The organism is Halorubrum sp. AD140, from assembly GCF_034497445.1.
Classification (GTDB): domain Archaea; phylum Halobacteriota; class Halobacteria; order Halobacteriales; family Haloferacaceae; genus Halorubrum.
Map to the genome: position 1 here is coordinate 37,158 of NZ_JAXRUU010000011.1, position 26,216 is coordinate 63,373.

The 26,216-nt window shown below is 68.1% G+C and carries 29 protein-coding genes and 1 pseudogene; 15 read left to right on the plus strand and 15 right to left on the minus strand.

Translation table 11 applies throughout. The features are described from left to right. Window position 1: 1 nt before the first annotated feature. The 4 genes from U4E84_RS04600 to U4E84_RS04615 all read left to right on the plus strand — a co-directional run bounded on the left by U4E84_RS04600 (window position 2) and on the right by U4E84_RS04615 (window position 2,367). Entirely contained in the window at window positions 2-676 is a 675-nt protein-coding gene (locus tag U4E84_RS04600) for a 4Fe-4S dicluster domain-containing protein (protein ID WP_322530918.1), read from the plus strand. Next, window positions 673-1,122: a hypothetical protein gene (locus U4E84_RS04605; protein WP_322530919.1), complete on the plus strand. Its 450-nt coding sequence runs from the start codon at window positions 673-675 to the stop codon at window positions 1,120-1,122. The genes U4E84_RS04600 and U4E84_RS04605 overlap by 4 nt, the downstream gene beginning before the upstream one ends. Next, window positions 1,119-2,120 (plus strand): cytochrome b/b6 domain-containing protein, encoded by a 1,002-nt coding sequence (locus U4E84_RS04610; protein ID WP_322530920.1) that lies wholly within the window; start codon window positions 1,119-1,121, stop codon window positions 2,118-2,120. The genes U4E84_RS04605 and U4E84_RS04610 overlap by 4 nt, the downstream gene beginning before the upstream one ends. A gap of 73 nt (window positions 2,121-2,193) precedes the next feature. Then, entirely contained in the window at window positions 2,194-2,367 is a 174-nt protein-coding gene (locus U4E84_RS04615; RefSeq protein WP_322530921.1) for a hypothetical protein, read from the plus strand. 31 nt (window positions 2,368-2,398) lie between these two features. Here the strand turns inward: U4E84_RS04615 and U4E84_RS04620 are convergent, their stop codons facing one another. The 7 genes from U4E84_RS04620 to U4E84_RS04650 form a co-directional block, all read right to left on the minus strand. Further along, window positions 2,399-2,794 carry a hypothetical protein gene (locus tag U4E84_RS04620; protein WP_322530922.1) on the minus strand — a complete coding sequence of 132 codons (396 nt, stop codon included), beginning with the start codon at window positions 2,792-2,794 and terminating at the stop codon, window positions 2,399-2,401. Window positions 2,795-2,928: 134 nt separating this feature from the next. Beyond that, a complete protein-coding gene (locus tag U4E84_RS04625; RefSeq protein ID WP_322530923.1) occupies window positions 2,929-3,168 on the minus strand; it encodes a PRC-barrel domain containing protein in 240 nt (79 codons plus the stop codon). 358 nt (window positions 3,169-3,526) lie between these two features. Further along, the gene (locus tag U4E84_RS04630; RefSeq protein WP_322530924.1) at window positions 3,527-4,315 is read right to left on the minus strand and encodes an aldolase/citrate lyase family protein; all 789 of its coding nucleotides are present in this window, start codon (window positions 4,313-4,315) and stop codon (window positions 3,527-3,529) included. A gap of 210 nt (window positions 4,316-4,525) precedes the next feature. Beyond that, on the minus strand, window positions 4,526-5,329 hold the full coding sequence (locus U4E84_RS04635; RefSeq protein WP_322530925.1) for a helix-turn-helix domain-containing protein: 804 nt from the start codon (window positions 5,327-5,329) through the stop codon (window positions 4,526-4,528). Window positions 5,330-5,532: 203 nt separating this feature from the next. Continuing rightward, window positions 5,533-6,135, minus strand: a complete 603-nt coding sequence (locus U4E84_RS04640) for an OsmC family protein (protein WP_322530926.1) — start codon at window positions 6,133-6,135, stop codon at window positions 5,533-5,535. A gap of 287 nt (window positions 6,136-6,422) precedes the next feature. Continuing rightward, entirely contained in the window at window positions 6,423-7,907 is a 1,485-nt protein-coding gene (locus U4E84_RS04645; protein WP_322530927.1) for a sodium:solute symporter family protein, read from the minus strand. Further along, window positions 7,904-8,182: a DUF3311 domain-containing protein gene (locus tag U4E84_RS04650; RefSeq protein ID WP_322530928.1), complete on the minus strand. Its 279-nt coding sequence runs from the start codon at window positions 8,180-8,182 to the stop codon at window positions 7,904-7,906. Before U4E84_RS04650 ends, U4E84_RS04645 begins: the two co-directional genes overlap by 4 nt. A 176-nt stretch (window positions 8,183-8,358) precedes the next feature. Between U4E84_RS04650 and dnaG the strand changes: the two genes are divergently transcribed. After that, window positions 8,359-9,858, plus strand: coding sequence for a DNA primase DnaG (gene dnaG, locus U4E84_RS04655; RefSeq protein WP_322530929.1), 1,500 nt, complete (start codon window positions 8,359-8,361; stop codon window positions 9,856-9,858). A gap of 32 nt (window positions 9,859-9,890) precedes the next feature. On the opposite strand, the gene U4E84_RS04660 is transcribed toward dnaG, so the two are convergent. From U4E84_RS04660 to gatD, 5 genes are all read right to left on the minus strand, one after another. Beyond that, window positions 9,891-10,904: an A24 family peptidase gene (locus U4E84_RS04660; RefSeq protein ID WP_322530930.1), complete on the minus strand. Its 1,014-nt coding sequence runs from the start codon at window positions 10,902-10,904 to the stop codon at window positions 9,891-9,893. 107 nt (window positions 10,905-11,011) lie between these two features. Then, complete coding sequence (locus U4E84_RS04665) at window positions 11,012-12,286, minus strand: DUF6498-containing protein (protein ID WP_322530931.1); 1,275 nt, start codon at window positions 12,284-12,286, stop codon at window positions 11,012-11,014. A 57-nt stretch (window positions 12,287-12,343) separates the two neighbouring features. Then, the gene (locus U4E84_RS04670; RefSeq protein ID WP_322530932.1) at window positions 12,344-12,559 is read right to left on the minus strand and encodes a hypothetical protein; all 216 of its coding nucleotides are present in this window, start codon (window positions 12,557-12,559) and stop codon (window positions 12,344-12,346) included. A 24-nt stretch (window positions 12,560-12,583) separates the two neighbouring features. Beyond that, window positions 12,584-13,663: a GNAT family N-acetyltransferase gene (locus U4E84_RS04675; RefSeq protein ID WP_322530933.1), complete on the minus strand. Its 1,080-nt coding sequence runs from the start codon at window positions 13,661-13,663 to the stop codon at window positions 12,584-12,586. Next, window positions 13,660-14,952, minus strand: coding sequence for a Glu-tRNA(Gln) amidotransferase subunit GatD (gene gatD, locus U4E84_RS04680; RefSeq protein ID WP_322530934.1), 1,293 nt, complete (start codon window positions 14,950-14,952; stop codon window positions 13,660-13,662). The genes U4E84_RS04675 and gatD overlap by 4 nt, the downstream gene beginning before the upstream one ends. Window positions 14,953-15,115: 163 nt before the next feature. On the opposite strand from gatD, the gene U4E84_RS04685 reads away from it, so the two are divergent. The 3 genes from U4E84_RS04685 to mprA all read left to right on the plus strand — a co-directional run bounded on the left by U4E84_RS04685 (window position 15,116) and on the right by mprA (window position 16,524). Then, window positions 15,116-15,481 carry an Hsp20/alpha crystallin family protein gene (locus U4E84_RS04685; RefSeq protein ID WP_322530935.1) on the plus strand — a complete coding sequence of 122 codons (366 nt, stop codon included), beginning with the start codon at window positions 15,116-15,118 and terminating at the stop codon, window positions 15,479-15,481. Between the two features lie 83 nt (window positions 15,482-15,564). Next, window positions 15,565-16,203: a deoxyribose-phosphate aldolase gene (gene deoC / locus U4E84_RS04690; RefSeq protein WP_322530936.1), complete on the plus strand. Its 639-nt coding sequence runs from the start codon at window positions 15,565-15,567 to the stop codon at window positions 16,201-16,203. A gap of 96 nt (window positions 16,204-16,299) precedes the next feature. Beyond that, window positions 16,300-16,524: an MprA protease, GlyGly-CTERM protein-sorting domain-containing form gene (gene mprA / locus U4E84_RS04695; RefSeq protein WP_322530937.1), complete on the plus strand. Its 225-nt coding sequence runs from the start codon at window positions 16,300-16,302 to the stop codon at window positions 16,522-16,524. 33 nt (window positions 16,525-16,557) lie between these two features. Here mprA and U4E84_RS04700 read toward each other — a convergent pair. Then, window positions 16,558-16,956 (minus strand): annotated as a pseudogene (locus tag U4E84_RS04700) (helix-turn-helix domain-containing protein). Window positions 16,957-17,071: 115 nt separating this feature from the next. Between U4E84_RS04700 and U4E84_RS04705 the strand changes: the two are divergent. From U4E84_RS04705 to U4E84_RS04715, 3 genes are all read left to right on the plus strand, one after another. Then, window positions 17,072-17,239 carry a hypothetical protein gene (locus U4E84_RS04705; protein WP_322530938.1) on the plus strand — a complete coding sequence of 56 codons (168 nt, stop codon included), beginning with the start codon at window positions 17,072-17,074 and terminating at the stop codon, window positions 17,237-17,239. Between the two features lie 109 nt (window positions 17,240-17,348). Then, entirely contained in the window at window positions 17,349-18,260 is a 912-nt protein-coding gene (locus tag U4E84_RS04710) for a 1,4-dihydroxy-2-naphthoyl-CoA synthase (RefSeq protein WP_322530939.1), read from the plus strand. 71 nt (window positions 18,261-18,331) lie between these two features. Further along, window positions 18,332-18,700 (plus strand): cupin domain-containing protein, encoded by a 369-nt coding sequence (locus U4E84_RS04715; protein WP_322530940.1) that lies wholly within the window; start codon window positions 18,332-18,334, stop codon window positions 18,698-18,700. Between the two features lie 41 nt (window positions 18,701-18,741). On the opposite strand, the gene U4E84_RS04720 is transcribed toward U4E84_RS04715, so the two are convergent. After that, window positions 18,742-19,293, minus strand: coding sequence for a hypothetical protein (locus U4E84_RS04720; RefSeq protein WP_322530941.1), 552 nt, complete (start codon window positions 19,291-19,293; stop codon window positions 18,742-18,744). 439 nt (window positions 19,294-19,732) lie between these two features. On the opposite strand from U4E84_RS04720, the gene U4E84_RS04725 reads away from it, so the two are divergent. The 3 genes from U4E84_RS04725 to U4E84_RS04735 all read left to right on the plus strand — a co-directional run bounded on the left by U4E84_RS04725 (window position 19,733) and on the right by U4E84_RS04735 (window position 24,170). Further along, window positions 19,733-20,107: a hypothetical protein gene (locus U4E84_RS04725; RefSeq protein WP_322530942.1), complete on the plus strand. Its 375-nt coding sequence runs from the start codon at window positions 19,733-19,735 to the stop codon at window positions 20,105-20,107. Between the two features lie 162 nt (window positions 20,108-20,269). Continuing rightward, window positions 20,270-22,987: an AAA domain-containing protein gene (locus U4E84_RS04730; RefSeq protein WP_322530943.1), complete on the plus strand. Its 2,718-nt coding sequence runs from the start codon at window positions 20,270-20,272 to the stop codon at window positions 22,985-22,987. Between the two features lie 553 nt (window positions 22,988-23,540). Beyond that, a complete protein-coding gene (locus U4E84_RS04735; RefSeq protein WP_322530944.1) occupies window positions 23,541-24,170 on the plus strand; it encodes a GNAT family protein in 630 nt (209 codons plus the stop codon). Window positions 24,171-24,339: 169 nt separating this feature from the next. Here U4E84_RS04735 and U4E84_RS04740 read toward each other — a convergent pair whose 3' ends face one another. Next, complete coding sequence (locus U4E84_RS04740; protein WP_322530945.1) at window positions 24,340-25,389, minus strand: phosphoribosylaminoimidazolesuccinocarboxamide synthase; 1,050 nt, start codon at window positions 25,387-25,389, stop codon at window positions 24,340-24,342. Window positions 25,390-25,548: 159 nt separating this feature from the next. Here U4E84_RS04740 and U4E84_RS04745 point away from each other — a divergent pair, with 159 nt between their 5' ends. Continuing rightward, window positions 25,549-26,139 (plus strand): tRNA (cytidine(56)-2'-O)-methyltransferase, encoded by a 591-nt coding sequence (locus tag U4E84_RS04745; RefSeq protein WP_322530946.1) that lies wholly within the window; start codon window positions 25,549-25,551, stop codon window positions 26,137-26,139. The last annotated feature ends 77 nt before the right edge of the window (window positions 26,140-26,216 follow it).

The window sequence follows — 26,216 nt, forward strand, 5'->3', positions numbered from 1 at the left end:
AATGTCTACACACAACGACAATCGAATGGGCGAGGGCGTGATGTCCACGGGCGACGGGATGCGGATCTTCCCCGACGTAGAGGCCTGTATCGACTGTGGCGCCTGCGTCGTCTCGTGTAAACGCACCTGGGACGTATCGAACAACGAACAGCGCATCCAGATTACGACCATGTTGGAGGGGCGTGAGGGTGCCGAAGGGTACAACAGCCGGCAGACGGCGGCCCTCGAAGAGGGGAAAAACCCCGGTGAGACGAGCCTGCCGATGCAGTGTTATCACTGCGAGAACGCTCCCTGCGTGTCGGTCTGCCCGACGAACGCCCTCCAGAAGGAAGACGACGGCTTCGTGACGGTCTCCGACGACCTCTGCGTGGGCTGTCAGTACTGCCTGTCCGGCTGCCCGTTCGGCGCCCCGCAGTTCCCGGACTCCGAGGGGACCATAAGCTCCGATGTCTTCGGGACCGGCGGCGTCATGGACAAGTGTACCGGCTGTCGGGAGCGACAGGAGGCCAAGAAGGGCCCGGCGTGTGCCGAGGAGTGTTCGACCGACGCCATCCTCGTCGGCTCGGCGGGCGACATCGCGGACGAGCTCGAAAAGCGCGGGAGCGGGTCGTTCTTCAACGACACCGCTCTTGAGATCATCTTCGGCGACGACGCCGACATGGTGAAGAACGCATGAGCAACCCCGACACGACCGACGGCAACGACGAGGCGGCGGCCGCTGCCGAGGTGCCAGTTGAATCGACCGACGGCGTCATCGCCGATCGAGTTATCTTCTGGGGCTGTGCGATCTTCGGGCTCGCGCTGGCGACCGGATCGGTGTGGTTCTTTAGCTCTCGGGGCGTCTGGCACGAGAGCCTACTGCGCGTCCACCCCACCCTCAGCGGCGGCGGCGTCGGTGCCGACTGGGAGGCCGGCGTCACGAACGCCGTGTTGACGCTCATGATCGATGTCGTCCACTTCGCGGACATCGTGATGGGTATCTTCATCCTCCTGTTGATGTTCGTCCACTGGACGGCGTTCCACCGGCTGGCAGACCGTATGCAGCCGCCGGAAGGCACCGACACCGAATCGGAACCGACCATCGCCGACGGCGGCGAGCCCCAGGGAGGTGACCGCGAGTGACGAACCTCGACCACGGGAAGTTCTCGCGGGTGACGACCGTCTTCCACTCGCTTCTGGCGCTAACGGTGTTCACGCTCTTCTTCACGGGGTATTCCATCGCCTTCAACGCCGAGCTGTGGTGGCTCATCGAGTTGATGGGTGGCAACACCGGCGTGCTCGCGGTCCATCGGGCCGCGGGCTTCGCGCTCATAGCACTGACCGGCTTCTGGGTGCCGTACATGCTCCTCAGCCGGACCAACGGCGGCGGCATCGGCACGCTCTTGCCGACGAAAGACGACGTTGAGGCGTTCGTCCAGGACGTTCAGTTTGCGTTTGGGCGCGCCGACGAGCGACACCCCAACGCACGGCAGTTCGCCGGCTACAAGGCCGACGAGGTGCCGCTTTTATCCTACATCGGCAAGGGCGTCGCGGCCATCTTCACCGTCGAGCTGGTCTTCCTGATGATTACGGGCCTGCTCATCTGGCAGAAGGCGTGGCTCATCAGCGTCTACAACACCCAGTCGGCCGCGATGGCCTTCGTCGCCTTCCACGGCCTGCTCGGGATCATCATGCTGATGGGGGTCATGTTCCACACCTTCGAGCACGGCTTCCATCCCGCCTTCTACCCCGTCGAGATGAAGGCGTTTCTGCCGAAGGACCAAACGCCGAACTTCCACGGCGACCCCGACGACCACGAGTCGACCGGCATTGAGCGACTTCGCCGCAAGAAATCCTGGCGGTGGGTCACCAACATCGTCGGTGTCGCGACGGTGGTCGGTATCGTCAGCGTGATGCTCGCCTCCGTCACCTACGGCGGCTACCCGGTGTCCAGCGAACTCGCCTTCAACGAGGGGAGTCTCCTCCGGACCATCGGCATCAACACCGGCTTCCTCGTGTTGTTCCTCGGCCTCACGCTCTCGATGTACGGGAACGTCCTCCGGTCTCGGTATCTGAAAGAAAAGCAGCAAGAAGAGCCTCGAGCGACCGCGGCAGACGGCGGCGAACCGAGCGACGACTGACGGACGCTTTTTTCAACCGTCTACGTCGTCGGGACGGGCCAACTTTCAAGCACCGAGCGGACTATGGCCGGATATGGCACTACTCACCGACGCACTGGCGGTCGTGATGGTCCTCTTCGCGGTCGTCGGTATGCTCGGGGTGGCGTACCAGGGCCGCAAGTACGAGATGGTCGAATGGACGGAGGGGGTCGTCGTCGCCCTCGGTGCGGCACTCGTCGTCGGCATGACCGTCACCACGTTCTTCTAAGGGAGAACGGTCGGATAGTTCCGACAGTCCCCTACAGCAGTTCCGCGGATTCAGCGGAGAGTTCGACGGTCACGTCGTTTCGGGTCTGTTCGGAGATCTGGTCGACGTTCCGGGTCAGCACCGTGAGGATGTCCTCGGGTTCGGGGTAGACGAGCATGTTGCCGTCGGCGTCCTCCATGACGAGCTGCGTGTCGGCGAGGTTGATCTGCTTCCCGTCGATCGAGGCGACGATGGCGGGGAGCGCCTCCGCACCACCGGTGTCGCCCTCCTCGACGTGGGTGATGTAGAGCGAATCGATGCCGATGAGGTCCTTGTACTCCCGGATGCGTTCGGCGCACGCGACCATGTCACGCGTGACAGCGGTCTTGTGCTCGTTACCGTGTTCGCCGTTGTAGCAGTGCTTGCACACCCGGAGTTCCATCCGCATACCCACCGGAAAGGCAAGGACGAAAATATACCTTGGCACAGCGGGCCGTTGATCCGAGAATCGGGTTTCCCGTCGAACGGTCCTTCACCTGCAACACACGCTCCACGGCGTTTCTGTCGCAATACAAGTGACAGTCAGTTCTTGAGGTGAATCTCGTCGTCGGTTATCCTGTCGATCCGTCGCGACTCGAGCTCGTAATTGTCGTCATCCGCGTCCCCCCACCCGAGCCGGGAACGGATGGAGTCCGCGATTCCCGGATCCGGGTCGACGTACGCCGTTCCGTTCTTCACTTCCGTGACCATCCCGATTTTCTTTCCCCTGGAGTTGACCACTCGCTTTCCCTCGTCATCGTCGGAGATCTTCGTTCGTACCATCGCAGAATCGAGAACGGAACTCGGGTGGATTGTTATGAGCGCTGTATGCGCGTGTCGAGTCGGTAACGCTCCGTTACCGCGGCTTCGGGACGCGACGACCGGCAGTTCGAACCGCGGAACCGACCGGTCGGTGTCGTTCGCCTCCGACGCCGTTCCGCATCCGTGTCCGCCGAGCCGCCACCCATCGCGGTGTCTCGCGCCGCGCGGGCAGGCCGCTTCCGCGGCGGCCCGGCGCTATTCGTCTCGCGAGTCTGGCGTGCGCCGCGTTCGCGGTCTCGAAGACGTGGCGACCGTGCCCCTCCGGAACGACCGTGGTCCCGTCAATCGCGCTACCGGACGACGCTCGTGTCCGTTCGCGTCAGGTGGACTCGGCGGCCTCCAGCCAATCGGTGACGGTCCCTTCGAGTGCCCCGGTCGTGCTCCCGAGGTTCAGCATCTGGTAGCCGTTCGCCGCTTTTTCGGTGACGTCGTCCATCCCGAACCCGAGCCCCGCGACGGGGACGCCCGCGTCGAGGGCCTTCGACCGAACCGTCTCGACGGCTTCCTGCACCGCCGGATGCTCGACTTCACCGGGGTGGCCGAGCGACACCGAGAGGTCGAACGGACCGATGAAGACGAATCCCAGTTCCGGGACGGCGAGGACGTCGTCCAGGTTCTCGATGCACGCCTCCGTCTCGATGGTCACGCCGACGAGGGTCTCTCCGTCTTCGGTGGCGACGTACTCGTCATCGAGGCCCCAGCGAGACGCCCGTGGCGAGGCCAGTCCCCGGTCACCGGGACCGCCGTCGTAGCGGAACCGAGCGGATCGGACCGCATCGCGGACTTCGTCGGCTGTTTTCACGCGTGGGAGGAACACGTTCCTCACGCCGAGGTCCAGCGCTTTCCGGACGAGCGTCGGGTCCGTATCGGGGACCCGGACGAGTAGCTCCACGTCCGTCCGTTCGGCCGCCCGGAGCAGGTCCTCCACCTGCGGTGCATCCCACGGGTCCGGTCCACCGTGTTCGAGGTCCAACCAGACGAAATCGACGCCGAGTTCGCCGTATAGCTCCACGAGCGTCGGACTGTACGCGTTATCGAGCACTCCGAGTGCGACGTCTCCGTCGTCCAGGGTCGCGACGAGGTCGTTGGCGGGTCGGGCAGGGCTCATGGCTGCTGGGTGCGTCGTCGTTCGTCGATGCGGTTTCGGTCCGTGTCGATCCGTGCTTCCGCGTGGTCGATCGCGGTCGCAACGCGCGTGACCCGCTCGGTGTTTCGGTTGTTCATCGCACGTAGAAGCATCAGGATACGCACACAAAAGACGCCGTGTTTTCACGGCGCTCGTATTTTGTGAGTAATCGAGAGACAGGCGGTAGCGGTGTCAGGAGGAGGGATCGCGTCCGGTCACCAGCCCCTGTGCCATGAGCCGGCGGGCGATCACGACGAGCCCGTTCCCGAAGCCTTCGCCGAAGATCGCCTGTTCCTCTTTCGTGTCCGGCATGATGGAACTCACGAGGATCGTCGAGCGGTCGATCAGCAGCAGGCGACCGATCGCGGTATCGTCTTCCGCGGCGTCCTCGCCGTGTAACCACTCTAACCCCGAGATGAACGTCGTGGCATCGGGGACGGCCGCTTGAATCTGTTCTTGGAGCGGTTCGGTCAGCGCGCCGACGAGCAGGTCGACGTCGCCCCCGATCTGCTTCAGCGTGGCGACGAGGTCCCGCGTCAACAGCGATTCGTCGCCGACGACGAGCACGACCTCCTCGGTCGCCGTCTCGATGAGTTCTTCCGTCCGGTTTTCGATCCCGTCGCGTCCGAACATCGCCCACACTTGCTGGACGGACTCCTCGTCGGCGTCTTCGACGATTTTGACCGTCTCGAGGGCGGCCTGCAGGCGATCGATGCGATCCTGGTACTGGTTGCGGAGGGTCTCGATCGCTTCGTCGAGGGAAACCGCGCGGAACCGCTGTGGGCTCGAATGCTGGATCTGTACTAATCCGTGCGCTTCCAGCACCCGGATCGCGTCGTACACTCGCGTTCGGGGAACGTCGGTCATCTCGCTGAGTTTCTTCGCCGTACCCGTCTCTACCCGCAATAGGCCGACGAAGCACCGTGCCTCGTACTCCTTCAATCCCAGTTGCTGGAGGAGCTCGATCGCCTCTTCCGCGTTTTCAGATGCGTTCACGGGCTACCAACTACCCGGTCTCAGCGGGGCGAGACTAATAGTTAGTATGGGGGTGCCACTCGCGGCATGGCGATATCGCCGGGACGTCGAAAAGTAGAGGCGTATTATCCGAGCCTCGGTGGAACCGATCGTCGGGAATCGGTCTCGGCAACCGAGGCTCGCGACGGTCCACCGACACGCAACCGTCGAAACGGGACGTTCGGTCAGTCACCCATCACCATCTCGGCGTCGACGATGCTGACACGCGGTTCCATCTCGTTGGCCTTGCTCAGCAGGGTCCAGACGGGCGAGCGGCGAGCCCCCGTCTCGAGAAGTTCGCGCTGTTCCTCGCTGATGTCACCGGAGACCTCGATCTCGACGTCGATGTTGTCGAACATCCGTTCCGCCTGGTCGAGGTCCGCAGCGTAGAGGACGACGCGCGGATCGAAATCGAGCCGAACCTTGGTCTCGAGGCCCTCGAGTTCGATGCCCTCGTGGAGGGCGGTGATTCCCACGGCGACGTTGAGACAGCCGGTGAGCGCGGCCAACGTGACCTCGACCGGTTCGGGACGGTCGGTCGGGGAGACGAATCCCGCGGCCTCCTCGACTTCCTTCCACGCGCCGAGCGGGAACGTGTACTCGCGCGTCTCGCGGTCGATCGTCTCGCCGCCGAGGCCGTACTCTTGAACCTTTGCGAGCGAACAGAGCGCCCGGTCTTCGGCCAGCCCTCGCGCCGACAGCTGCAACTGGACCTCGTCGGGGTTCTGGCTGGCGAACGTGACAAACTCTCCGAATTCTTCTAGGTCTACCCCGTGCTTGACGGACATGGCGAATTAATCGTACGTGTGATAACCTAATGAAGTTCATTTCTTAATAGTCGATACATTCCCGGAAAATCGTACCGGCCCTCCAAACGGGAATAATCGCAGCGGAGAGCTATCCGGTCCTCGACGGGCGTGAAACGGGGATCTGGGCTATCCGTCGCACGCAGCTGCGTGAAAAACCGCCGCTGTTGAAATGACGTGAATCTGGTAGAAACCCTCTGCTGAACGGACAGTATACTCACCGGACAGCGTGTCATCGCTCTTCGCGAACTCGCTCACCGCCTCCCCGCTCAGTCGCTCGTGACCGCGAACCGCGAGGCGTCGCCCTCGGCGGTCGGCGCGGTGAGGCGCGAGACGCCGACGGTGAGGACCGCGGACAGCGCCATGAGTCCGAGAGCCACGTCCCAGCCGCCGGCGACGGTGCGGGGGAGCGCCGGGACGAAATCGACGACCGCGGACAGCACCACCGCGAGGTACGCGAGCTGGGGGACGAGCACGCCGACGACCATTCCGGTTCGGGTCGTCTGGTCCCAGTACAGCGCGCAGATCACGGGGAGCGCGAGTAACGCGAACCCCGAGAACGCGGTGTTTCCGACCTCGATCAGGGTACCCGGACGGAACAGGCTCGCCACGAACGCGGAGAACGCGAAGGCGACCACGCCGAGGCGGGCGATCCACGCCTCGCGGCGCTCGGAGGCGTCGGCGTTGATCACGGGCCGGTAGAGGTCGCGGGTGAAGTACGACGACCCGGACAGCAGCATCGAGTCCGAGGAGGACATCATCGCGGCCATCGCCCCGGCGATCACCAGCGCCGCGAACCACGCGGGCGTGTACTCGTTCAACACGACCGGGAGCACGTTCGCCCCCTCCGGGACGTCGACCGGCATCCCGGCCGCCCACGCGCCGAGCATGAACGCGGGGAGGAAGAGGAGGAGGACTAACACGGGCCACAGCGCGAACGACCGCTTCAGCGTCTCGCCCGACTTCGCGACGAAGAAGCGCTGGTTGATCTGGGGGAACATCGTCACGCCGAACGCGATGGTGACCGCGGAGGAGACGATGAACCCCGGCGTGTACGTTCCGCCGCCGAAGCGGCCGAACTCGGGGCGGGCCTCGATCATCGCGCCGGTCGCCGCGCCGACGCCGCCGACGGCCGACACCACCCAGACGGCCGCGAGCCAGACGACGGAGAGCATGAACAGCCCCTGTATCGTGTCCGTCCAGGCGACGCCGCGCATCCCCGCGAGCACGACGTAGACGATCATGAACGCCGTGATCAGCGCCGCCCCGCCCCAGTAGGGAACGGCGCCGTCGGTGAGCCCCACGAGCGCCTCGCCCGCCCCCATCTGCTGGAGCATGACGTACGGGAACAGCCAGAGGAGACTCACGCCCGCGACGAGCGCCCGGAGGCCGAGCGAGCCGAAGCGGTCGCCGAGCATCTCCCCGAGCGTCACGTACCCGCGGCGGGTCCCGATCAGCCACTGCTTGTAGCCGACGACGTACCACAGCACCGCGAACAGTACGCCGTCGAGCGTCCCCATCACCACCAGCCACTCGGGGCCCGCGGCGTACGCGAGGTTCGGGCCGCCGAAGAAGGTGAACGCCGACAAAAGCGTCGCGAACGTGGTGAAAAGCAGGACGAGCGTCCCCAGCGACCGGTTCGCGAGGTAGTAGTCCTCCGCGGTCGTCTCCGAGACGCGGTAGGCGACGAGCCCGATCCCGAGCGCGAAGAGGAGGTACCCGACGATCACCCCGAGAGAGAGCGCGAGCGTCACGGCCGCTCACTCCCGACGACGCGATCTCTCTCGCCCCCGGTCGAGCGGTCGTCGCTCGACTCCGGACGCAGTCCCATTCCGCGCTCCCACGCGCCGCTCCGGACGAACTCGGCGAACAGAACCGCACACAGTCCGAGCCACGCCACGTGCCACCAGATCCACACCGGGAGACCGGCGACGACACGGTCGACGCCCCACAGCGGCCACGGCACCGCGAGGGCGACGAGCAGGGCGAACGTCGGTATCCACACGAGATCTCTCCGAGACCGAGCCATGTCGAGTTATATTGTATCTCTCCGCTTAAATCTTGTTCAAGTGATTCGATATCTATTTTTGCAGAAGATATCTCTTCATAACGCGACGTCGGAGGCGGGTGCGATAAGTATTTTCCGCGACGGACACAACAGTAGTCGGGCGGCGACCGCCGCTTGACCATCACAATTCATCCATCATGAAAGACACAGAAAAATACCTGATTCACGCCACCATCGCGGCGGACGGCGTCGTCGAGCGGAGCGACGTCGTCGGCGCGGTGTTCGGCCAGACCGAGGGGCTCCTCGGTGACGAGCTGGACCTCCGGGACCTCCAGGAGTCCTCCCGGGTCGGCCGGATCGACGTCGGGGTGCAGTCGGAGAACGGGCAGTCGTTCGGCGAGGTCACCGTGGCGTCGAGCCTCGACAAGGTCGAGACCGCGATCCTCGCGGCCGCGCTGGAGACGATCGACCGCATCGGCCCCTGCCAGGCCTCCGTGGAGGTGACGAGCATCGAGGACGTGCGGGCGGCGAAGCGCCGCGAGGTCGTCGAGCGCGCAAAGGAGCTGATCGCCGGCGGTTTCGAGGAGACGAGCCTCGCGAGCGACGACATCCTGGAGGAGGTTCGCGAAGCCGCTCGCGTCGAGGGCATCGTCGAGTACGAGGGACTGCCCGCCGGCCCGCGCGTCGGCGACTCCGACGCGGTCATCGTGGTCGAGGGGCGCGCCGACGTGCTCACGCTGCTCGAGTGCGGCATCAAGAACGCGGTCGCCGTCGAGGGGACGAACGTCCCGGACGCGGTCGCCGACCTCACCGCCGACCGGACCGTCACCGCCTTCCTCGACGGGGACCGCGGCGGCGAGCTGATACTCCGCGAGCTCGCGCAGGTCGGCGACGTCGACTACGTCGCGTTCGCCCCGCCCGGCGAGTCCGTCGAGGACCTCGATCGCAACGCCGTCTTCGAGGCGCTCCGCGGGAAGGTACCGTACAGCAGCCTCGCCGACGAGCCCAACCTCCGCGAGGCGGCCGCGGGCGACGAAGGCGACGGGGGACTCGGGAGCGCCGAGGGAAACGGGCGTCTCGACGGACGGGACGGCGGGGTCGGCGTCGATAGTAGTTCAGACGATTCGGCGTCCGAAACGCCCGACTCCGGAGCGACCGACTCCGACACGCCTGACGCCGACGAGTCGGGAAGCGGCGGGGTCGCTTCCGGGGGGACTGGCGGGGCGACCGAGGGCGGACTCGTGGAGGCTGTCGAGACGGGGTCGGCCCCCGCGACGGCAGAGGCCGAGTCGGCCTCGTCGACGACCGGGACCGAGTCGGGAGCAGAGACCGACGAGGCGGCGACCGAACCGTCCGACGACGCCTCACCCGACGACGTCCCCGTCGACGACGAGCCGCGGTCCATCGAGGAGCACGTGCAGGAGGTCGTTGACTCCGGGAGCGATCGCGCGCGCCTGCTCGGTGACGACCGGAGCGTTCTCGCGGAGGTCGACGCCGGAGACGCGTTCGAGGCAGTCGAGTCGGCCGAGTCAGCCCCTCACACCGTCGTCGTCGACGGGCCGATCGACCAGCGGCTGCTCGACGTGGCGGCCCAGCGCGGGGTCCGCGAGCTGCTGGGTCGCGAGGTGGGCGAGTTCGTGAAGCGGCCCGTGGGAACGCGCGTGCTCACGGTCGGCGACCTCCGCGCCGAGAGCTGAGGGCGGGCGACGGCCTCTCGGGCCCTCGCGACTCAGACCAGCCCGGCGACGCCGAGCAGCGCGAACAGCGCGTCGCCGTACGTCAGCGAGACGACCAGCCCGACCGCCATCGGGACGACGAACGGCATCCCCGGCGACACCAGCACGCGGTCCTTCCGAGCGACGACCGTCAGCCCGCCGCGGAGCGTCTCGGCGTCGGTGCCGTACGCCCCGTGATCGATCTCCGCGAGGAAGCGCTCCGCGGCCCACGGGTCCGCGGCGGCCGTCGCTCCGGCGTCGCGCGAGGGGGCGTCTCCGCCCTCGCGCTCCGGCTCGATAGCCGCCCCGCCGTCGGTTCGCGGGCCGACGCGAGTCCCGCCGTCGGTCGGGTCGAACGTCTCGCCGACGCTGTCCGGATCGCGGAGGCGGTCGGGGTCGGCGCGCACGTCGGCGAGCGTCAGCCCGCGCCACCGCAGGTACATCCGCAGCGCGTCCAGGTCCAGCCCGCTCCGGGTCTCGCCCCGGTCGTCCTCGAACAGGCGCCCGTGGCGGTCCGGCAGCGACTCGGTCGCCACCGGACGGGCGAGGAACGCGTTCGCCGAGAACTCGCCGCGACGGAGGTTGAGCCCGGCGAGTCCGAGGGGATACGCGAGCCCGAGCAGGACCGTGTTCGTGAGGACCGTGAGCGAGAACACGCCGATCTGGGTCTCCACGAGCGGGAGCGTGACGCCCGCAATCTCGTACGTCGGAAAGGTGGGAAACAGGACCGCGAGCGCGATCAGCGCCTTCGCGTCCGCCCCGCCGAACGCGCCGAGGTACCAGAACGCGTAGCCGAGGGGGGCGACGAACAGCAGGCTGACCGCGGCCTGCACCAGGAACAGCCGACCCTCGAACCCCGCGAGCGGCCACAGCGTCGCCGCCTCCCAGATCAGTAGCAGCGCGCCGAACGCGTACAGCGGCGGCCAGAGCCGATTCGGGAGGCGGCGGGTCCGGACGTCCCGCAGCGCCGCCCACGCGAAGACGGGGACGACGAGCAGTCGGAGGGCGTCCGGCAGCGTCGCGAACATGTCCCCACCGGCGCCCCGAGCGTAATTAGGCGTTCGGGTCCCGGTATCGCGAGCGATACTGGACCGCCGATCGCGAGCGATCGTCGCGTCCCGTGCGGTCGAGCCGGTCAGTCGGAGGGCTCGGCCGCCCGGTCGAAGACGGCGAGTACCGGATCGACATCGGTCAGCCGAGGCAGTCGTCGCTCGTCGTCTTCGAGTTCGATCACGACGCTCGCGGTTCCGAGCCGCTCGTCGAGCGGGTCGCGCTCGACGCGGAGCACCGTCTCGTCCCACGGCTCGACGCGCCACAGCGCGGCGTCGAAACGGCGGTCGTAGGCGACGAGGGCGTCCTCGCCGACGCGGTACTCGACGGCGCCGTACCGGAGCCAGTCGTCCAGCGCGAGGAGGAGTACAGACGTCGCGACGCCCCCGACGACGAGGAGTCCGACGGTCGCCCACGCGCCTCCGACGGCGAACAGGCCCGCGACGAACAGACACACGACGCCGGGGGCGACGGCGCCCGGATGCCGCGGGAGAGCGGCGATCCACCCGACGAGCCGCCCGCGACGGGCCGGCCGAACTCGCCGCGACGCGTCGGGGAGCGGGTCGTCGATCGGGTCGATCGCCGGCGGGTCGTGCGCCCATCCGATCTCCAGCGACGACGACTCGTCGACGGCGACGAGCCGGTCGCGGTACAGACCCGCGAGGTCGAACGCGAACTTCACGAGGACGACGGCGACGAGCAGCGGGAGCCCCACGGCGTCGGGAGCGACCGCCGACAGTTCGGCGTCGGGCCCCACGGTCGCCGCGCCGATCAGCGTGACGGCGACGACCCCCCCGACGAAGACGGTGCCGGCCCTGAAGAAGACGCCCCGGATCGCCGTCTGTGCGCTGTGTTCGCGGTACTCGCCCTCGTAGAAGTACTCCACCACGGTCGTCGCCGCCTCAGTCACGAAGATGCCCAGCGCGGCGAGCGCCACGGTCGAGGCCGCCGCGGACGCGAGGCCGCCGTCGGCGACGACGCCCGCGGTGACCGCGCCGGCGACGAGCCACACGAGCGCGAGGACCGGGACCGCGACGAGGAGGACGAGGAGCGTCGACAGGTGGACCCGGAGGTCAGTCCGGGGGAGCGGGAACGCGACGCGCTTGGCCGCCAGCGGACCGGTGATCAGGGTCTCAGGCTCGATGGCGGAGGGGCGCCCGGCGAACAGCGCGCGGACGACCGCCCAGAGGGTGGCGATACCGAGCTCCAGCCAGTAGAGCGTCACGAGCGCGGCGGCGCTCCAGCCGAGGACCACGACGCCGACCAGCGGGAGGAGGTTCGAGACGAGGAGACCGACCGCTCGCGGCCGCCGGCCGCGAGCGATCGATCGGAGGGGGATCGATCGGTCGGAAGCGGGCATGCGATCGCCACGTACCGACGGTCAGTACTTAAGCGACCGGGCGACGGGTCGGGCCGCTCACCGCTCCGTTCCCGCGTCGCGGTGGAGGTACAGGTACGCGAGCACCGGGAGGATCGTGAACGCGAGCGTCGCGACGGCCCAGAGGACTGCGAAGCGGTTCCCGCGCGCCTTCGCGTCGCGGTAGATCCACGCCGCGGCGGCGACGACGATCCCGTACACGACGAGCGTGAGCGGGAGCGACCACGGCAGAGAGACCCCGGAGAGGAGCGCCATGCCAGTCGGTTCGGCCGGCGATCGTTATAAGTCGCCGGGTAGGGCCCCGTCGCCCGTGAGGTCCGCGGACAGCACGAAGTCGGGTTCGGCCGCCACAGGGATCCGATTCGCGCCCGTGTCGCTCACGTGCTCGACCGTCTCGGGGATCAGCACTCGCGTGGCATCGGCGTCGACCGCGGCGGCGTCAGCGGCGATCGCGTTGTACAGCGCGCCGGCCGCGGCGACGTCGCGCCACGCGGCGACGCCGTACTCCGCCGTCCGATCGGGGCCGTCGTCACCCGCGCGCTCCGTCACGCGAGTCCGGACCGCGAACCCGGCGAGCGCGTCCGCGTCCGCCACCGCGAGGAGCCTCCCCTCGTCGGCCGCGGTCCGCAGCCGCTCGCGGGTGAGCACGGAGCACGCCCACGACTCGCCCTCGTCGAGCGCGAGTCCGCGGAGGTGGTCGCGAGCGCCGCTGTCGAGCCAGAACGCCCACGCGGCGTTCGGATCGGGATCCCCCACGGCGCGCACTCCGTCGGCGGCGGCGTCCGCGGCGTCCGCGGCCGGCTCCGGCTCCGCGAACCTGAACTCCGTCGCGGGCTCGAAGCCGACCGCGCGCGACTGGCCGAGCCCGGCGACGTTCCACGAGAACACCATGTTCCGACACACGGTCGCGCCGCGGTCGCGCGCCCAGCCGAGCGCGGCGGTCGCGAGGGCGGTCCCGACGCCGAACCCGCGGGCGGCGGGGTCGACGCGGATCCCCTGTCCCCACGCCTCCCACTCGCTGAGCAGGACGCCCTGGATGCAGCCGACCACGGCCTCGGGCTCCCCCGGGGCGGCCGCGCCCGATCCGTCGCCCTCGATCAGGGTGTCGCCCTCGGCGCGGTCGTCGCTCTCCGCTACCGCGTCGCGCCCGGCGACCGCCTCCGGCGGCAGCGTCGCGACGAGGGTGCAGCGGTCCGGGTCGTCCGAGTCGACCCACCCGGGGAACACGCGCGGGATGTAGTCCGCTTGGCGCTCGCCCCACGTGTCCCGGGTGAACGCCGCGACCGCGTCGACGTCGGCGGGGCGGGCCTCCCGGACGACGGGAGCGGGGTCGCCGGGACCGGGCTCCCGATCGGTCATCGCCAGGGCCGCGACTCCTCGGTGAGCTCGCCGGCGAGGTCGCGCCCCATCGCCTCGGCCGGGTCGCCGACGTTCGCCAGCGCCCACATCAGCTTCACCTTCGCGGTGCCGGGGAGGGTGTCGCCCGCCTCGACGACGCCGGCGTCGAGGAGGTCGCGGCCAGTGTCGTACACGCGGTCGCAGACGCGGCCGGCGAGACACTGGCTCGTCATCGCGACGACGGTTCCGTTCTCGACCAGCTCCTCGATCCGCGGGATGAGGTCGGTGTGGACGTGGCCGAGGCCGGTCCCCTCGATGACGACGCCGTCCTTGTCGTCGAGGTAGTCCCACGCGGCCGGGTCCATGCCGGGCGTGAACTTGGCCAGCTCCACGTCGGCGTCGAGGTCGGACGCCGGGTCGACGTCGGCGCCCTCCTCCCCCCGCGGGAGCGGCTCGCGGTTCCACTCGATCGCCGCGCCGGCCGCGTCGCCCGCTGCGCCCGCCTCCGCGGCGGCCTCGTAGTCGACGACCCCGAGCGGCCGGGCGCCGACCGTCTCGAAGGCGTCTCTGCGGGAGGTGTGGTTCTTCCGGACGCGGGTGCCGCGGTGGAGCGCGCAGGCGTCGTCGGACTGGGTCGCGTGCATGCAGACGAGCGTCTCGGCGTGGTCGGCCTTCGCGGCCTCGACCGCGCACACCGCGTTCATCACGTTGTCGGAGGAGGGCCGGTCGGCGGAGCGCTGGCTCCCGGTGAACACGATCGGGACCGGCACGTCGAGCATGAACGAGAGCGCGGACGCGGAGTACTGCATCGTGTCGGTGCCGTGCATCACGACCACGCCGTCGGCGCCGGCGTCGATCTCCTCGGCGACGGCCTCGGCGAGCTCCCGCCAGATGGCCGGCTCCATGTTCTCCGAGAGGATGTTGGCGACGACGCGCCCACGGTAGTTCGCGCGGCCGGCCAGGTCGGGGACCGCCCGGAGCACGTCCTCGGCGTCGAACTGGGCGGTGACCGCGCCGGTCCGGTAGTCGACGGTGGAGGCGATCGTCCCGCCGGTGGAGATGAGCGAGACCGTCGGCAGGTCCTCGTCGAAGGTGATCTCGGAGGCCTCGCCGCCGCCCGCGTCGGCCCCCTCGTCGACGTCGCGGGCGCCGGATTCGAGCACCTCCACGTCGGCGGCGTCGCGGTCGATACCGACGTTGTACCCCCCGTCGAGCTTGACGACGAGGTGGTCGCGAGTCGTCGAGGGGAGCAGTACGCCCTCGTTCGTGACGTCCCCGCGCTCGACGCGGACGCGATCTCCCGGTTGCATACGACCGGGTTCCCCTGCGGCGGACTTGAATCCAACCGTTCGGCCGCGGCGATCGCGCTCGGCCGCGACGACCGAAACAATAGTACTGTGAACGATAAGCAAGGTTCGAAACATTCATATAGAATCGCTACCCTATTACTAACTGCATCCGAGGTGGTCAGCAATGGCTCTCCCGCGACCAGCCAGCTCGTGGACGCAGGGGCTCGACTTCCCGAGCCGACTGTTCGAATCGAGTAGCAACGACTACGAACTGTACGAGGAGGACGACGAGTTCGTCCTCACGGTGGAGCTCCCCGGGTTCGATCCCGAGGAGCTCACCGCCTCGTGGGACGACGGCGTCCTCAACGTCGCCGGCGAACACGAGGACGAGGCCCGCGGCACGCGCCGGACCTACCACCGCCGGTTCCGGTTCCCGAAGACGATCGACGACGACGAGATCGAGGCGTCCTACCAGAACGGCATCCTGACCGTGCGTCTCCCCGTCGTCGACGCCGTGGCGACCGGCACCGAGATCGAGATCGAGGGCTGACCCCCCGCCCCGTCTCCGCGACGCCGAACGTCCGCCCGGCCGGACCCAGTACGTCTTTTACCCGTGCCCGCGACCGTTAGCGCATGGACCGCGACGAGTTCGCCGCCAGCATCGACCACACCGTGCTCGGCCCGGAGACGACGTGGGCCGACGTCGAGACCGTCCTCGGCGAGGCCGCCGCCCACGGGATGAACGCCTGCATCCCGCCCTGTTACGTCGCGGAGGCGGCCGACTACGAGGACGCGCCGGAGACGATCGCGACCGTCGTCGGGTTCCCCCACGGGCAGCACGCACCGGAGGCGAAGCGCGACGAGGCGGTCGCCGCGTGGAACGACGGCGCGGACGAGATCGACCTCGTGATCAACGTCGGTCGGCTGAAGGCCGGCGAAGACGACGTCGTCGCCGCCGAGGTCTCGAACGTCGTCGCGGCGGTGCCGGTCCCGGTGAAGGTCATCATCGAAACCGCGCTCCTGACGGACGCCGAGAAGCGCCGGGCCTGCGAGGCCGCCGTCGCCGCAGACGCCGACATGGTGAAGACCTCCACCGGCTTCGCCGACGGCGGCGCCACCGTCCCCGACGTGGCGCTGATGAGCGAGTACCTCCCTGTGAAGGCGTCCGGCGGCGTCGGCTCCTACGAGGAGGCGACCGCGATGCTCGACGCCGGCGCGGTGCGGATCGGCGCCTCCTCCGGCGTCGCCATCGTCGAGGGCTACCCGGCGTAGTCGGATCCCTCCGGCGTCGGTTAGGAGCGCGGTCGCGTTCTCACCAGGCTGGAATTCAGTGCCGTTCATTTGTCGCCGAAGCTCCTAGGTGACCCCATGAGTCACTCAAGCGGATCACCGCGAATTGACCTCGACGCGGCGTTCAAGGCGTTCGGCGCCGTCGGCATCCTCATCGCAGTCGTGTTGACCGTCGGCGTGCTGGCGGTGACCGACCCGTTCGGCGAGTACGTCTCCACGTCGCCGGCGGTGTACGGGAGCCTGCTCTCGGCGGTGCTGCTCCTCGCGGTGGGTTACGCTGCGTACGCGCTGCGCCGACGGTGACCGGCTAGAACGAGGACTCGTCGTCGGCGGCCGTCATCCGGACGCCCGCGCGGAGTCCGTCTGCTCGTACTTCTCTTCGAACTCCTGGATGAGCTGACCCATCTTCGCGTACCAGTCGTTGAGCATCCGCTGCATCTCGTCGGTGATCTTCTCCGGGTCGGTCGACGAGTACACGTGGTAGTACCCCCCCTGGTCGTAGTTGATCTGCTCTTTGGTGATGAAGCCGGTCTAGAGCAGCCGCTGGACGGCGCGGTACGCCGTCGAGCGCTCGCGGTCGACGGCCTCGGCGATCGCGTCGATCGTCAGCGGCTCGTCGCTCTCGACGAGCACGCCGAAACACTCCCGGTCGAGCGGCTTGAGCCCGTGGAAACACTCCAACAGCCCCTCACACTCCATGTCTCGTTGGAGCTGTTCTGACAGAGAATCTGGCATATTAGCCGCCGATACGGCGCGTACCGAAAAAAGACTTGTGTGCAGATAATACAATCTTGCGAGATGCTGTTACCTCGTCGGGAGGTATTTCCGGCCAGGCGCCGACCGGGCCTCCATGAGCGACGAGCCGATCGAGGACGCCGTCGAGCGGTTCCTCGACGAGACGGAGACCGCGCTGACCGACTACGACCGGGGGTACGCCGACGCCGACGCAACGCTGTCCGTGGTGCGGACCCGGATCGACGAGCTGGCCGCGGCGGTCGACGACGGAGAGCGAGGGTAGCCGCGAACGGTGGAGACGCCGGAAGCCGACCCCGGAACGTCGACGGCCCCCGCCACGCTCGCAGCGACGACCCGCCGTCGTTTATGAGGCCGCCGTCCATTGTCCGCGCATGGTCTCGGAGATCTTCGACCCCGACGCGTGGGAGCCGGTCACCGACGAGTTCGACGACGTCACGTATCACCGCGGCGTCGACTTCCCCGTCGTCCGGATCGCCTTCGACCGCCCCGAGGTCCGCAACGCGTTCCGTCCCGGCACCGTCGACGAGCTGTACGCCGCGCTCGATCACGCCCGCAAGCAGGCGGACGTCGGCTGCGTGCTCCTCACGGGCAACGGGCCCTCGGCGGAGGACGGCGGCTGGGCGTTCTGTTCCGGCGGCGACCAGTCGGTGCGGGGCGGCTCCGGCTACGAGTACCGCGACGACGACGAGGCCGGCGACGAGGACGACGATCTGGTCCGGGAGGCCCGGGCGGGTCGGCTCCACGTCCTCGAGGTCCAGCGGCTGATCCGGTTCATGCCCAAGCCCGTCGTGGCGGTCGTCCCCGGCTGGGCGGTCGGCGGCGGCCACTCGCTGCACGTCGTCTGCGACCTCACGCTCGCCAGCGAGGAGCACGCGAAGTTCCTCCAGACCGACCCCGACGTGGCCTCCTTCGACGGCGGGTTCGGCTCCGCGTACCTCGCGAAGCAGATCGGTCAGAAGAAGGCCCGCGAGGTGTTCTTCCGCGGGAAGACCTACTCCGCCGAGGAGGCGGCCGACATGGGCATGGTCAACGAGGCGGTTCCCCACGCGGAGCTAGAGGACGTCGCGCTGGAGTGGGCCGACGAGATGACAGCGAAGTCGCCGACCGCGATGCGCATGCTGAAGTACGCGTTCAACATGACCGACGACGGGATGGTCGGCCAGCAGGTGTTCGCGGGCGAGGCGACCCGCCTGGCGTACATGACCGACGAGGCCCGGGAGGGCAGAGACGCCTTCCTGGAGAAGCGCGAGCCGGAGTTCCGGGAGTACCCCTGGCACTACTGAATCGGTCTCCAACTCGGCTCCGGGGACGCGGGCCCGGCATGATTTAACCGCTGCCCCGCCGACCGGAACGCATGGAGAAGGTGACCCTCGCGGACGCGTTCGCGTCGATCGACGGGCGCTGGGACCCGCACCTCGCCGGCGAGCTGAACGGACAGGCCGTGAAGCTCGCGAAGGCGGAGGGGGAGTTCGTCTGGCATCGACACGAGAACGTCGACGAGCTGTTTCTCGTCACGGACGGGCGGCTCCGGATCGAGTTCCGCGAGCGCGACGACGCCGTCCTCGAAGCGGGCGAGCTGCTCGTGGTCCCCTGCGGGACCGAGCACCGTCCGGTCGCCGAGCCGGAGGCGCATCTACTGCTGTTCGAGCCGGCGGGCACACGGAACACGGGCGACGTGGAGAGCGAGCTGACCAAGGAGGAGCTAAAGCGCGTCGACGGCTGAGCGCTGGAAAATCACGACGAGACGGCCGCAACCGACGATCCCTAGTGGAACCCGCGGTCGACGTCGTCCTCGTCGATCAGATCCTCGAGCTCCGAGGAGAGCAGCTCTTCGGCCTCGTCGAAGGTGTCGGAGAGCTCGTCGAGCTCGCCGGGCCGCCCGTCGAACCGGTAGTCCATCGGGCCGAACGCGGGCGAGTCGATGGCCTCCATCACGTCCTCGAACAGGTGGTCGGGGCTCGTCGGCGCCTCGGCGTGGACCCGCAGCGTCTCGCGGAGCCGCGTCGCGACGTCCTTCGCCTCGTCCTCGTCCTCCGGCGGCGACCGCACCGCGAACCGACCGTCCGACTCCTCGTCCGGGAGGAGCGGGTCGAGCTCGTCGTCGACCTTGCGGGCCACCCGCGCGCCGACGCCGCGGAGGTCGCGGGGGTTCTTCGCGTACGTCTTCAGGTGGTAGACGCCGACGTTCGGGTGACCGAAGTAGAGGTCCTCGCCGAGCCCCTCGCGCCGGGAGCCGGCGACGGCCCGCCAGCCGTCCGGGTCGGTCGAGTCGCTCGCGACGTCCGCGAGGATGTCGTCCCAGTCTCGTACGCGCATGTGGCACGTAGTAGCGTCCTCGTCGGCATGAGAATGTCGGTTCCGGTGGAGTGACTCCGACGGCAGCGCGCGCGACCGGTCGCCCTCGCCGTCGCCGGTCCGAGGGCTCGCGAGGCGGGTGGACCGTCGCCCACCAGCCGAGCACTCCCGGTGCCGTCGCGACGGCGACGGGTCACCGGTTCCACCGGATGCGGAGGTTCGTCGAAACGGAACTTCGGAGTCTACCCGGTCGAGCCGCGCTCTCTCGACCGATTCGGTCAGTCGAGTGTCATTCGTTCTCACCCGATCGTTTCGTGTATGAACTATGAAACGTAGTGTCGTAACCGCACGACTGCATCCCCAGTTAATTTCCAATTGTTGAAATATTTAACTACTTCCAGGGCGATGATCACATTTATTTCCCGCTTCGTGGAACCACTCCTATCGGAGGATCGAAGACATGAGATGTTCGTCGTGTGAGACGAGAGAGGCCCACCACCGGGCCGTAGTCGACATTCACGACGGGACGGTGCTCGGGGGGTACTGCGGCCCCTGCGAACGGACCCACTTCGGCGAGGCCTTCGAGAACGGGGCGTGGGGCGGCGACTCCCGGTGTCTCCTCTGTGGCGACACCGGCCAGTTCGCGCTGGCGCTGCGCGAGATCGAGTTCGTCGAGACCCCGGACGGGGAGATCCGTCACGAGACGTTTCCGATCGACTCGGACACGCCCCGGCTCTGCGGCGGTCACCTCCGAGGCGTCCTCGGGGTGGTCGTCGGCGCGGAGACCGAACAGCTCAGGCTCCCCGAGATGGACTCCGTTTGCCACCCGCCGTGACCCACGGGGGGCGTCGCGGAACCGATCCGGCCCCGCCGTGAACCGACGCGTCCCCGCAGACCCCTCCTGACGGTCGACACGTTCGGCGCGCCGTCCGCGGTCGGACCGTCCCGGATCACGGGGCACCGACAGCGTTTTTCGAGCCCGCCGCCGATGACGGCCGTGAACGTTCGGGGGCCGATCCTCTCCGTCGTAGAGACGCGGACGGTGTCGACGTCGTACGGGGACCGAGAGCTCCGCGAGCTCCGGATCCGGCCCGAGCGCGGCGCGGCCGACCCCGTCGACGTAACGCTGTGGGGGAAGTGGACGGAGACCGCCGCGCACGCCGAGCCGGGGATGGAACTGCTCGTCACCGACGCCGAGACGGACGAGTTCGGCGGCGAGACGGGGTACGCGACCACGGGCGACTCGTGGGTCGTGCTCGAGCCCGACTTCCTCGTCGACGTGACCGGGATCCGCTCGTGGGTGCAGTGCCCGCGGATGTACTACTTGAACAAGCTCTCGGGGATCCCGCTCAACTACCCGGTGGTCAAGGGGACCGTCGTCCACGAGGTGTTCGGCGACCTGCTCCGCGGGATGGACTTAGCGGAGTCGGTCGCGGACCGCGTCGAGGAGGCCGGTCTCGAACTCGGGCTGCTGGGCTACGAGCCCGGGGAGGTCGCCGACGAGGTCCGACGCAACGCCGCCGCGATCGAGGGGTGGCTCGCGCAGGGCACCCTGACCGACGGGGACACCTGGCGGTCGGAGTTCACCCTCATCTCGCCGACGTTCGGCCTGAAGGGACGCGCCGACGCGCTCCGACGCGGAACCCCGGTGGAGCTGAAGACCGGGAAGAACACCAAGCGGGAGCCGCGCTTCCACGACAAGATCCAGGCGGCCTGCTACGCGCTCATGCTCGACGAGCGCGGCGTCGACCCCGACATCGGGACGCTGCTGTACACGAAGAACACCGCGCTCGACCGCAACGAGGAGAGCGGGGATCTGGCGCCCGCCAAGGAGTTCTCGGTGGGCCGGGGCCTGCTTGAGTTCGTCGTCCGCGAGCGCAACGCCCTCGCGGCGATGGAGTGGCGCGCGCTCAACGACCCCGGCGAGCGCCCGACCGTCCCGACGGGGTACGAGGCCGACGCTAAGTGCCAGTACTGTTTCGAACAGGACACCTGCATGGTCGTCTCCGGCCGCCTCGACCAGGAGTCGAAGGCTGGGTCGGTCGGGACCCCCGTCCCGAAAGAGGAGCGCGAGTACTTCGACCGCTTCTACGTCGCCCTCGAAGAGGAGCGCCGCGAGACCCACGCCGAGTACCGCAAGCTGTGGGAGCAGACCCCCGCGGAGCGCGCCGCGGACGACCGCGCACTCATCGGCTTGGAGCCGGTCTCCCAGACCGAGATCGACGACGCCCGGTGGGAGCTCCGCGCCCGCAAGCCCGACGACGCCGTCTCCAAGCTCCGCGAGGGCGACGTGGCGCTCGCGAGCGACGGCGACCCGGTCGGCGGGCACGCCGAGCTCGGCAGGATCGTCGAACTCGGCGGGGAGGTCGTCGTCGAGACCGACGAGCCGGTCGAGCTCCGGCGGCTCGACGTGTACCCCTCGGAGATCTCCGTCGACCGCTCGCTCACCGCGCTCCACGACGCGATCCTGAAGGGAAGCGAGCGGCGCAAGGACGTGCTGTTCGGGCGGCGCGAGCCGGAGTTTCGGACGGAGAGCGAGCGACCGGCGGGCGCGCCCGGAAGCGGCGACCCGGACGCCCCCGACGCCTACATCGACAACAACGCGGCCCAGAACGAGGCGGTCGGACTGGCCGTGGAGGCCGCGGACTGCGCGCTCATCCACGGCCCGCCGGGGACCGGAAAGACGTACACCATCGCCCGGACGATCCGCGCGCTCGTCGCCGAGGGGAACCGGGTGCTGCTCTCGGCGTTCACCCACCGCGCGGTCGACAACGCCCTGGAGGCCCTGCGCGATCAGGGGTTCGATGACGTGTTACGGGTCGGGACCGAGACCGGCGTCCGCGTCGATATGCAGGACGTGCGGCTCGTCCAGCGCGGCGACCCGAACGCGAAGGCCGCCGAGCTGCGGGACGCGCCCGTCGTCGCCGCCACCACCGCGGCCTGCGGCTCCCGCGTCCTCCGCGAGTGCGAGTTCGACGTGGCCCTCGTCGACGAGGCCTCCCAGCTCACGGAGCCCGGCACCCACGCCGCGATCAACCGCGCCGAGCGGTTCGTCCTCGTCGGCGACCACGAGCAGCTCCCGCCGGTCGTGAGAGCCGAGAACGACCTCCGAACGTCGCTCTTCCAGCGCCTCATCGAGGCGTACCCCGACGCGAGCGTCATGCTCGACCGCCAGTACCGGATGAGCCAGCGCATCCAGGCGTTCGCCTCCGCGGAGTTCTACGACGGTGCGCTCCGCCCGGCGACCCCCGAGGTCGCTGGACAGACCCTCCGCGGCCTCGGCGTCGACCCCGACGACCTCCCCGAGGGGCTCGCGGGCGGCGTCGACTTCGTCGACCCGGACGGGACCCGCGACGGCAACCGGAACGTCCGGGAGGCCGAGCGCGTCGCCGAGGTCGTCGACGCCTACCTCGCGGCCGGCGTCGACCCCGACGAAATCGGCGTCATCGCGCCGTTCCGCGCGCAGGTCGCGGAGATCGGTCGACGGACCTCGGTCACGGTCGACACCGTCGACCGGTTCCAGGGCTCCTCGAAGGAGGTGATCGTCGTCTCGCTGGTCGCGACCGGCGACCTCGACGGCCCCATCTTCGAGGACCACCGCCGGATGAACGTGGCGCTCACGCGGGCGAAAAAGCAGCTGACCCTCGTCGGCGACGCCGAGGCGCTCGCCTCGGAGCCGTTCTACGAGCGCATGCTCGCGTGGGCGCGGCGGTGAGCCGTTTTTCGGTCGTTTGCTTGCAGCGGTGAGTGATAGCGCTGATCGCTTATAATCTGGTGTGGCGGCGCGTGCCGAGGAGCGCCCGGAGGGCGCGACTCACACGCGCGAGGGAGGCCGCGAACGCCCGTTGGGCGTGAGCGGCGAGGCTGGGGAGGCGTGAGCCTGTGTGCAGGGCGGGACTCAAAGGGGCAAGCCGCGAGGGCGACGCATGGCGACGCAAGCACCGAAACGAGGGGGCGATCGCGACCGATTGCGGAGCGTCTTTCGAACGATACCGAGCCACGCGAGCCGCCGCGGCTGTGGCTTTGGAGGTGTTCACCGCAACTTCAACGGCTTAAAAGGCTCTGTTGAAATCCTCTTGTTCAGATACATTCTCGCCTGAAACAGCCGGTCAATGAGAGCTGCGTATCCACCGATGGAGATCTAACCTAAACCGCTGTTCAGAATCTCAATTCATACTATGAATAAAATACGTTTACCTCTTGCGGTATTTCTAAACAGTATCGTCAGGCCTTGTACCTCATAGATTCAATAAATAACCGGGATTTCAATGGTACATAACCTATTTCCCAAACAGATTGAGACAAGGCGACTTGTCTTCGAACGTGTGAGTCACGAGACAATAGACCCATTCGAGTTCTACGAGTTCGTAACCCGAGATGATTGGCAGAGTGCTACAGCCGAACACATGCCATGGTTTCGGTTCCAGCGACTTGACCAAGTTACCGACTTCATCGACAGGGCCGAACAGCAATGGGCCGACCATACAACTGCTCGATACCTCTTACGCCCAAAAGACGAGGAGGGTGAACTTATCGGAACTACAGCCTACGGACCAGAGTGGGACACACGGAGGGCGGGGTCAGGTGTCGTGCTTGCTAAACAGTACTGGGGCCGGGAATATGGTGTCGAGCGAGCATCAGCGTTTATCGAATTGACGTTCGAACGATATGACCTCGACGCGTACTATACAACCTGTGCTGTTAATAACGACCCATCCCGGCGCATGATTGAGAAATACGTCGAGAAGTATGGTGGTCGCCACGAAGGGTTGTTGCGACAACATTCACCACATCCAAATGATGAGGTGACTGACCAGCATCGGTTCACGATTGTGCGGAGTGAGTACGAGGATGTAACGACGGGGGTGGAAACGTTGGATTTTAATATCGACTGGTAGCTGAATCCTCTGTTTTGAGCGATCCGTGAGTCTCCTCTACTAAGCGACCGGGGTGTGAAACTATCAACTGCTGAGGATTTCAACAGAGCACTTAAAAGTAAAGAGGTTCACCCGCGTTCCGTCGATCGGGAGAATTCCGCCGATCGTTCTCGTCAGCGGTCGCGTTCTCTTATAACTCGTCGACCGCGTCGAGCGCCGCCTCGATGTCGGGGACGTCGAACCACTCCCGGCCCGTGTAGGCGTTCGTCCCGGCCGCGTACAGCTCGGAGACCGCGTCGACGACCGCCGAGGGGAGGGGTCGGGGGTCGCGCTCGCAGAGCTCGCGCCAGTCGTCGATCTCGCGTCCCGCGACCGCCGCCTTCGCCTCCGTCACGGCCTCGACCCACTCCGGGTCGTTGGCCCTGTACCACTGCCGGACGACCTCCTTCGAGATCCCGCGGCCGCCGTACGAGAAGCGGTTCTCGTCGAACGTCCCGACCACGTCGGCGACGCGCAGCTCCCCGTCGGCGTACAGACACTCGATCTTCCCGTCCTCGTGGGCGAAGCCGACCGCCTCGGCGCGCTCGGTGACGACGCGGTTCACCTCCCGCGCGAGCGACTCCAGGGCGTCGACGTCCGCGGCGCCCGCGATCCGGTCGGCCTCCTCGCGGGTCAGGTAGCGGTCCTGCTCCTCGTACTTCGTGGAGAACTCCACGACCGGCTCCGGCAGGTCGACGGCCTCGTCCGGCCACTCGTCGGGGTCGACGTCGGGGTCCGCGTCGAGACCGAAGTCGGCGGGGTCGGCGCGTTGCCGCAGGCTGGAGCCGACCGGCACGCGGTTCCGGAAGACGACTTCGAGGGGGACGAGGTAGTTGCCCCCGCCCGCCGCGTGGAAGGCGTCGTAGTCGTAGCCGGCGTCGGGCCCCTCGTACGGCAGGTCGGGGACCTGCGTCAGGTCGATGGCCATCTCCGTCGGCGGGGCGCTCGCGTCTGCGAGCGGGACGACCTCGCCCGTGTCCGCGTCTGCGACCCCGCGGTAGTGGGTCGGAATCCCCGCTGCCTCCAACAGTTCGAAGTTGAACGCGCCCATCGCACAGAGGCTCGCGCCCTTCCGCGGGATCGCGTCGGGCATCTGCCCCCAGTCGAACACCGAGTACGCGTCCGTGAAGACGAACCGACCGCGGCCGAGCGCGTCGGCGGTCGCGGCCTCGTCGACGCGGAACTCCTTGACGCTCGTCATACCCCATCCGGCGGCCGCCTCCCCCATGAATCTTTCACTTACGTGGTCACCTCTCGACCGCGATACCACCGATGATCCACGAATGTGGTGTGAGAGGGGCCGAGCCGCCCGCGCGACCGCATCGAAAGGACCACACCCGTCGCGAGCGCATCGCCGCCCATGCACGAGGCGCGCGAGGTCGTCGTCCTCCGGTACGGCCACCGGCCCGGACGCGACGACCGCATGACGACGCACGTCGGGCTCACGGCCCGAGCGCTGGGGGCGGACCGCGTGGTGTTTCCCGACAACGCCGGCCAGTCCGCGGAGACGGTGCGGGACATCACCGACCGGTTCGGCGGCCCCTTCGCGGTCGAGCTTCGCGGGGACCAGAAGGCGATCGTTCGGGACTGGGAGGGCGTCGTCGTCCACCTCACGATGTACGGCGAGCGCGTTCAGGACGTCGAAGACGAGGTTCGCCAGGCGGTCGGGCTCTCGGAGGCAGGAGGGGATCCGACCGAGCCGACCGAGCCGCGGGACCTCCTCGTCGTCGTCGGCGGCGAGAAGGTGCCGTGGGCGCTGTACGAGCGCGCCGACTTCAACGTGGGCGTGACGAACCAGCCGCACTCCGAGGTCGCGGGGCTCGCGGTGTTCTTAGACCGGCTGTTCGAGGGCGAGGAGCTGGACCGCGAGTGGGTCGACGCCGACCGCGAAGTGATCCCGGAGCCGACCGGAAAGACGGTCGTCGACGCCGACGACGAGGCGTCGGACTGAGAGCCGCGCGTCGTCGCGGTCTCGTCACCCACTACGCGTCGTCGCGGTCTCGTCACCCACTACGCGTCGTCGCGGTC

Coding starts and splice junctions, on each gene's coding strand:
- U4E84_RS04615 (WP_322530921.1), top strand. CDS start 2,194: ATGGCACTACTCACCGACGCACTGGCGGTCGTGATGGTCCTCTTCGCG.
- gatD (WP_322530934.1), bottom strand. CDS start 14,952: ATGCAACCGGGAGATCGCGTCCGCGTCGAGCGCGGGGACGTCACGAAC.
- U4E84_RS04715 (WP_322530940.1), top strand. CDS start 18,332: ATGGAGAAGGTGACCCTCGCGGACGCGTTCGCGTCGATCGACGGGCGC.
- deoC (WP_322530936.1), top strand. CDS start 15,565: ATGGACCGCGACGAGTTCGCCGCCAGCATCGACCACACCGTGCTCGGC.
- U4E84_RS04725 (WP_322530942.1), top strand. CDS start 19,733: ATGAGATGTTCGTCGTGTGAGACGAGAGAGGCCCACCACCGGGCCGTA.
- U4E84_RS04630 (WP_322530924.1), bottom strand. CDS start 4,315: ATGAGCCCTGCCCGACCCGCCAACGACCTCGTCGCGACCCTGGACGAC.
- U4E84_RS04710 (WP_322530939.1), top strand. CDS start 17,349: ATGGTCTCGGAGATCTTCGACCCCGACGCGTGGGAGCCGGTCACCGAC.
- U4E84_RS04745 (WP_322530946.1), top strand. CDS start 25,549: ATGCACGAGGCGCGCGAGGTCGTCGTCCTCCGGTACGGCCACCGGCCC.
- U4E84_RS04735 (WP_322530944.1), top strand. CDS start 23,541: ATGGTACATAACCTATTTCCCAAACAGATTGAGACAAGGCGACTTGTC.
- U4E84_RS04660 (WP_322530930.1), bottom strand. CDS start 10,904: ATGTTCGCGACGCTGCCGGACGCCCTCCGACTGCTCGTCGTCCCCGTC.
- U4E84_RS04625 (WP_322530923.1), bottom strand. CDS start 3,168: ATGGTACGAACGAAGATCTCCGACGATGACGAGGGAAAGCGAGTGGTC.
- U4E84_RS04640 (WP_322530926.1), bottom strand. CDS start 6,135: ATGTCCGTCAAGCACGGGGTAGACCTAGAAGAATTCGGAGAGTTTGTC.
- U4E84_RS04720 (WP_322530941.1), bottom strand. CDS start 19,293: ATGCGCGTACGAGACTGGGACGACATCCTCGCGGACGTCGCGAGCGAC.
- U4E84_RS04600 (WP_322530918.1), top strand. CDS start 2: ATGTCTACACACAACGACAATCGAATGGGCGAGGGCGTGATGTCCACG.
- U4E84_RS04685 (WP_322530935.1), top strand. CDS start 15,116: ATGGCTCTCCCGCGACCAGCCAGCTCGTGGACGCAGGGGCTCGACTTC.
- mprA (WP_322530937.1), top strand. CDS start 16,300: ATGAGTCACTCAAGCGGATCACCGCGAATTGACCTCGACGCGGCGTTC.
- U4E84_RS04650 (WP_322530928.1), bottom strand. CDS start 8,182: ATGGCTCGGTCTCGGAGAGATCTCGTGTGGATACCGACGTTCGCCCTG.
- U4E84_RS04605 (WP_322530919.1), top strand. CDS start 673: ATGAGCAACCCCGACACGACCGACGGCAACGACGAGGCGGCGGCCGCT.
- U4E84_RS04670 (WP_322530932.1), bottom strand. CDS start 12,559: ATGGCGCTCCTCTCCGGGGTCTCTCTGCCGTGGTCGCTCCCGCTCACG.
- U4E84_RS04675 (WP_322530933.1), bottom strand. CDS start 13,663: ATGACCGATCGGGAGCCCGGTCCCGGCGACCCCGCTCCCGTCGTCCGG.
- U4E84_RS04620 (WP_322530922.1), bottom strand. CDS start 2,794: ATGCGGATGGAACTCCGGGTGTGCAAGCACTGCTACAACGGCGAACAC.
- dnaG (WP_322530929.1), top strand. CDS start 8,359: ATGAAAGACACAGAAAAATACCTGATTCACGCCACCATCGCGGCGGAC.
- U4E84_RS04740 (WP_322530945.1), bottom strand. CDS start 25,389: ATGACGAGCGTCAAGGAGTTCCGCGTCGACGAGGCCGCGACCGCCGAC.
- U4E84_RS04705 (WP_322530938.1), top strand. CDS start 17,072: ATGAGCGACGAGCCGATCGAGGACGCCGTCGAGCGGTTCCTCGACGAG.
- U4E84_RS04665 (WP_322530931.1), bottom strand. CDS start 12,286: ATGCCCGCTTCCGACCGATCGATCCCCCTCCGATCGATCGCTCGCGGC.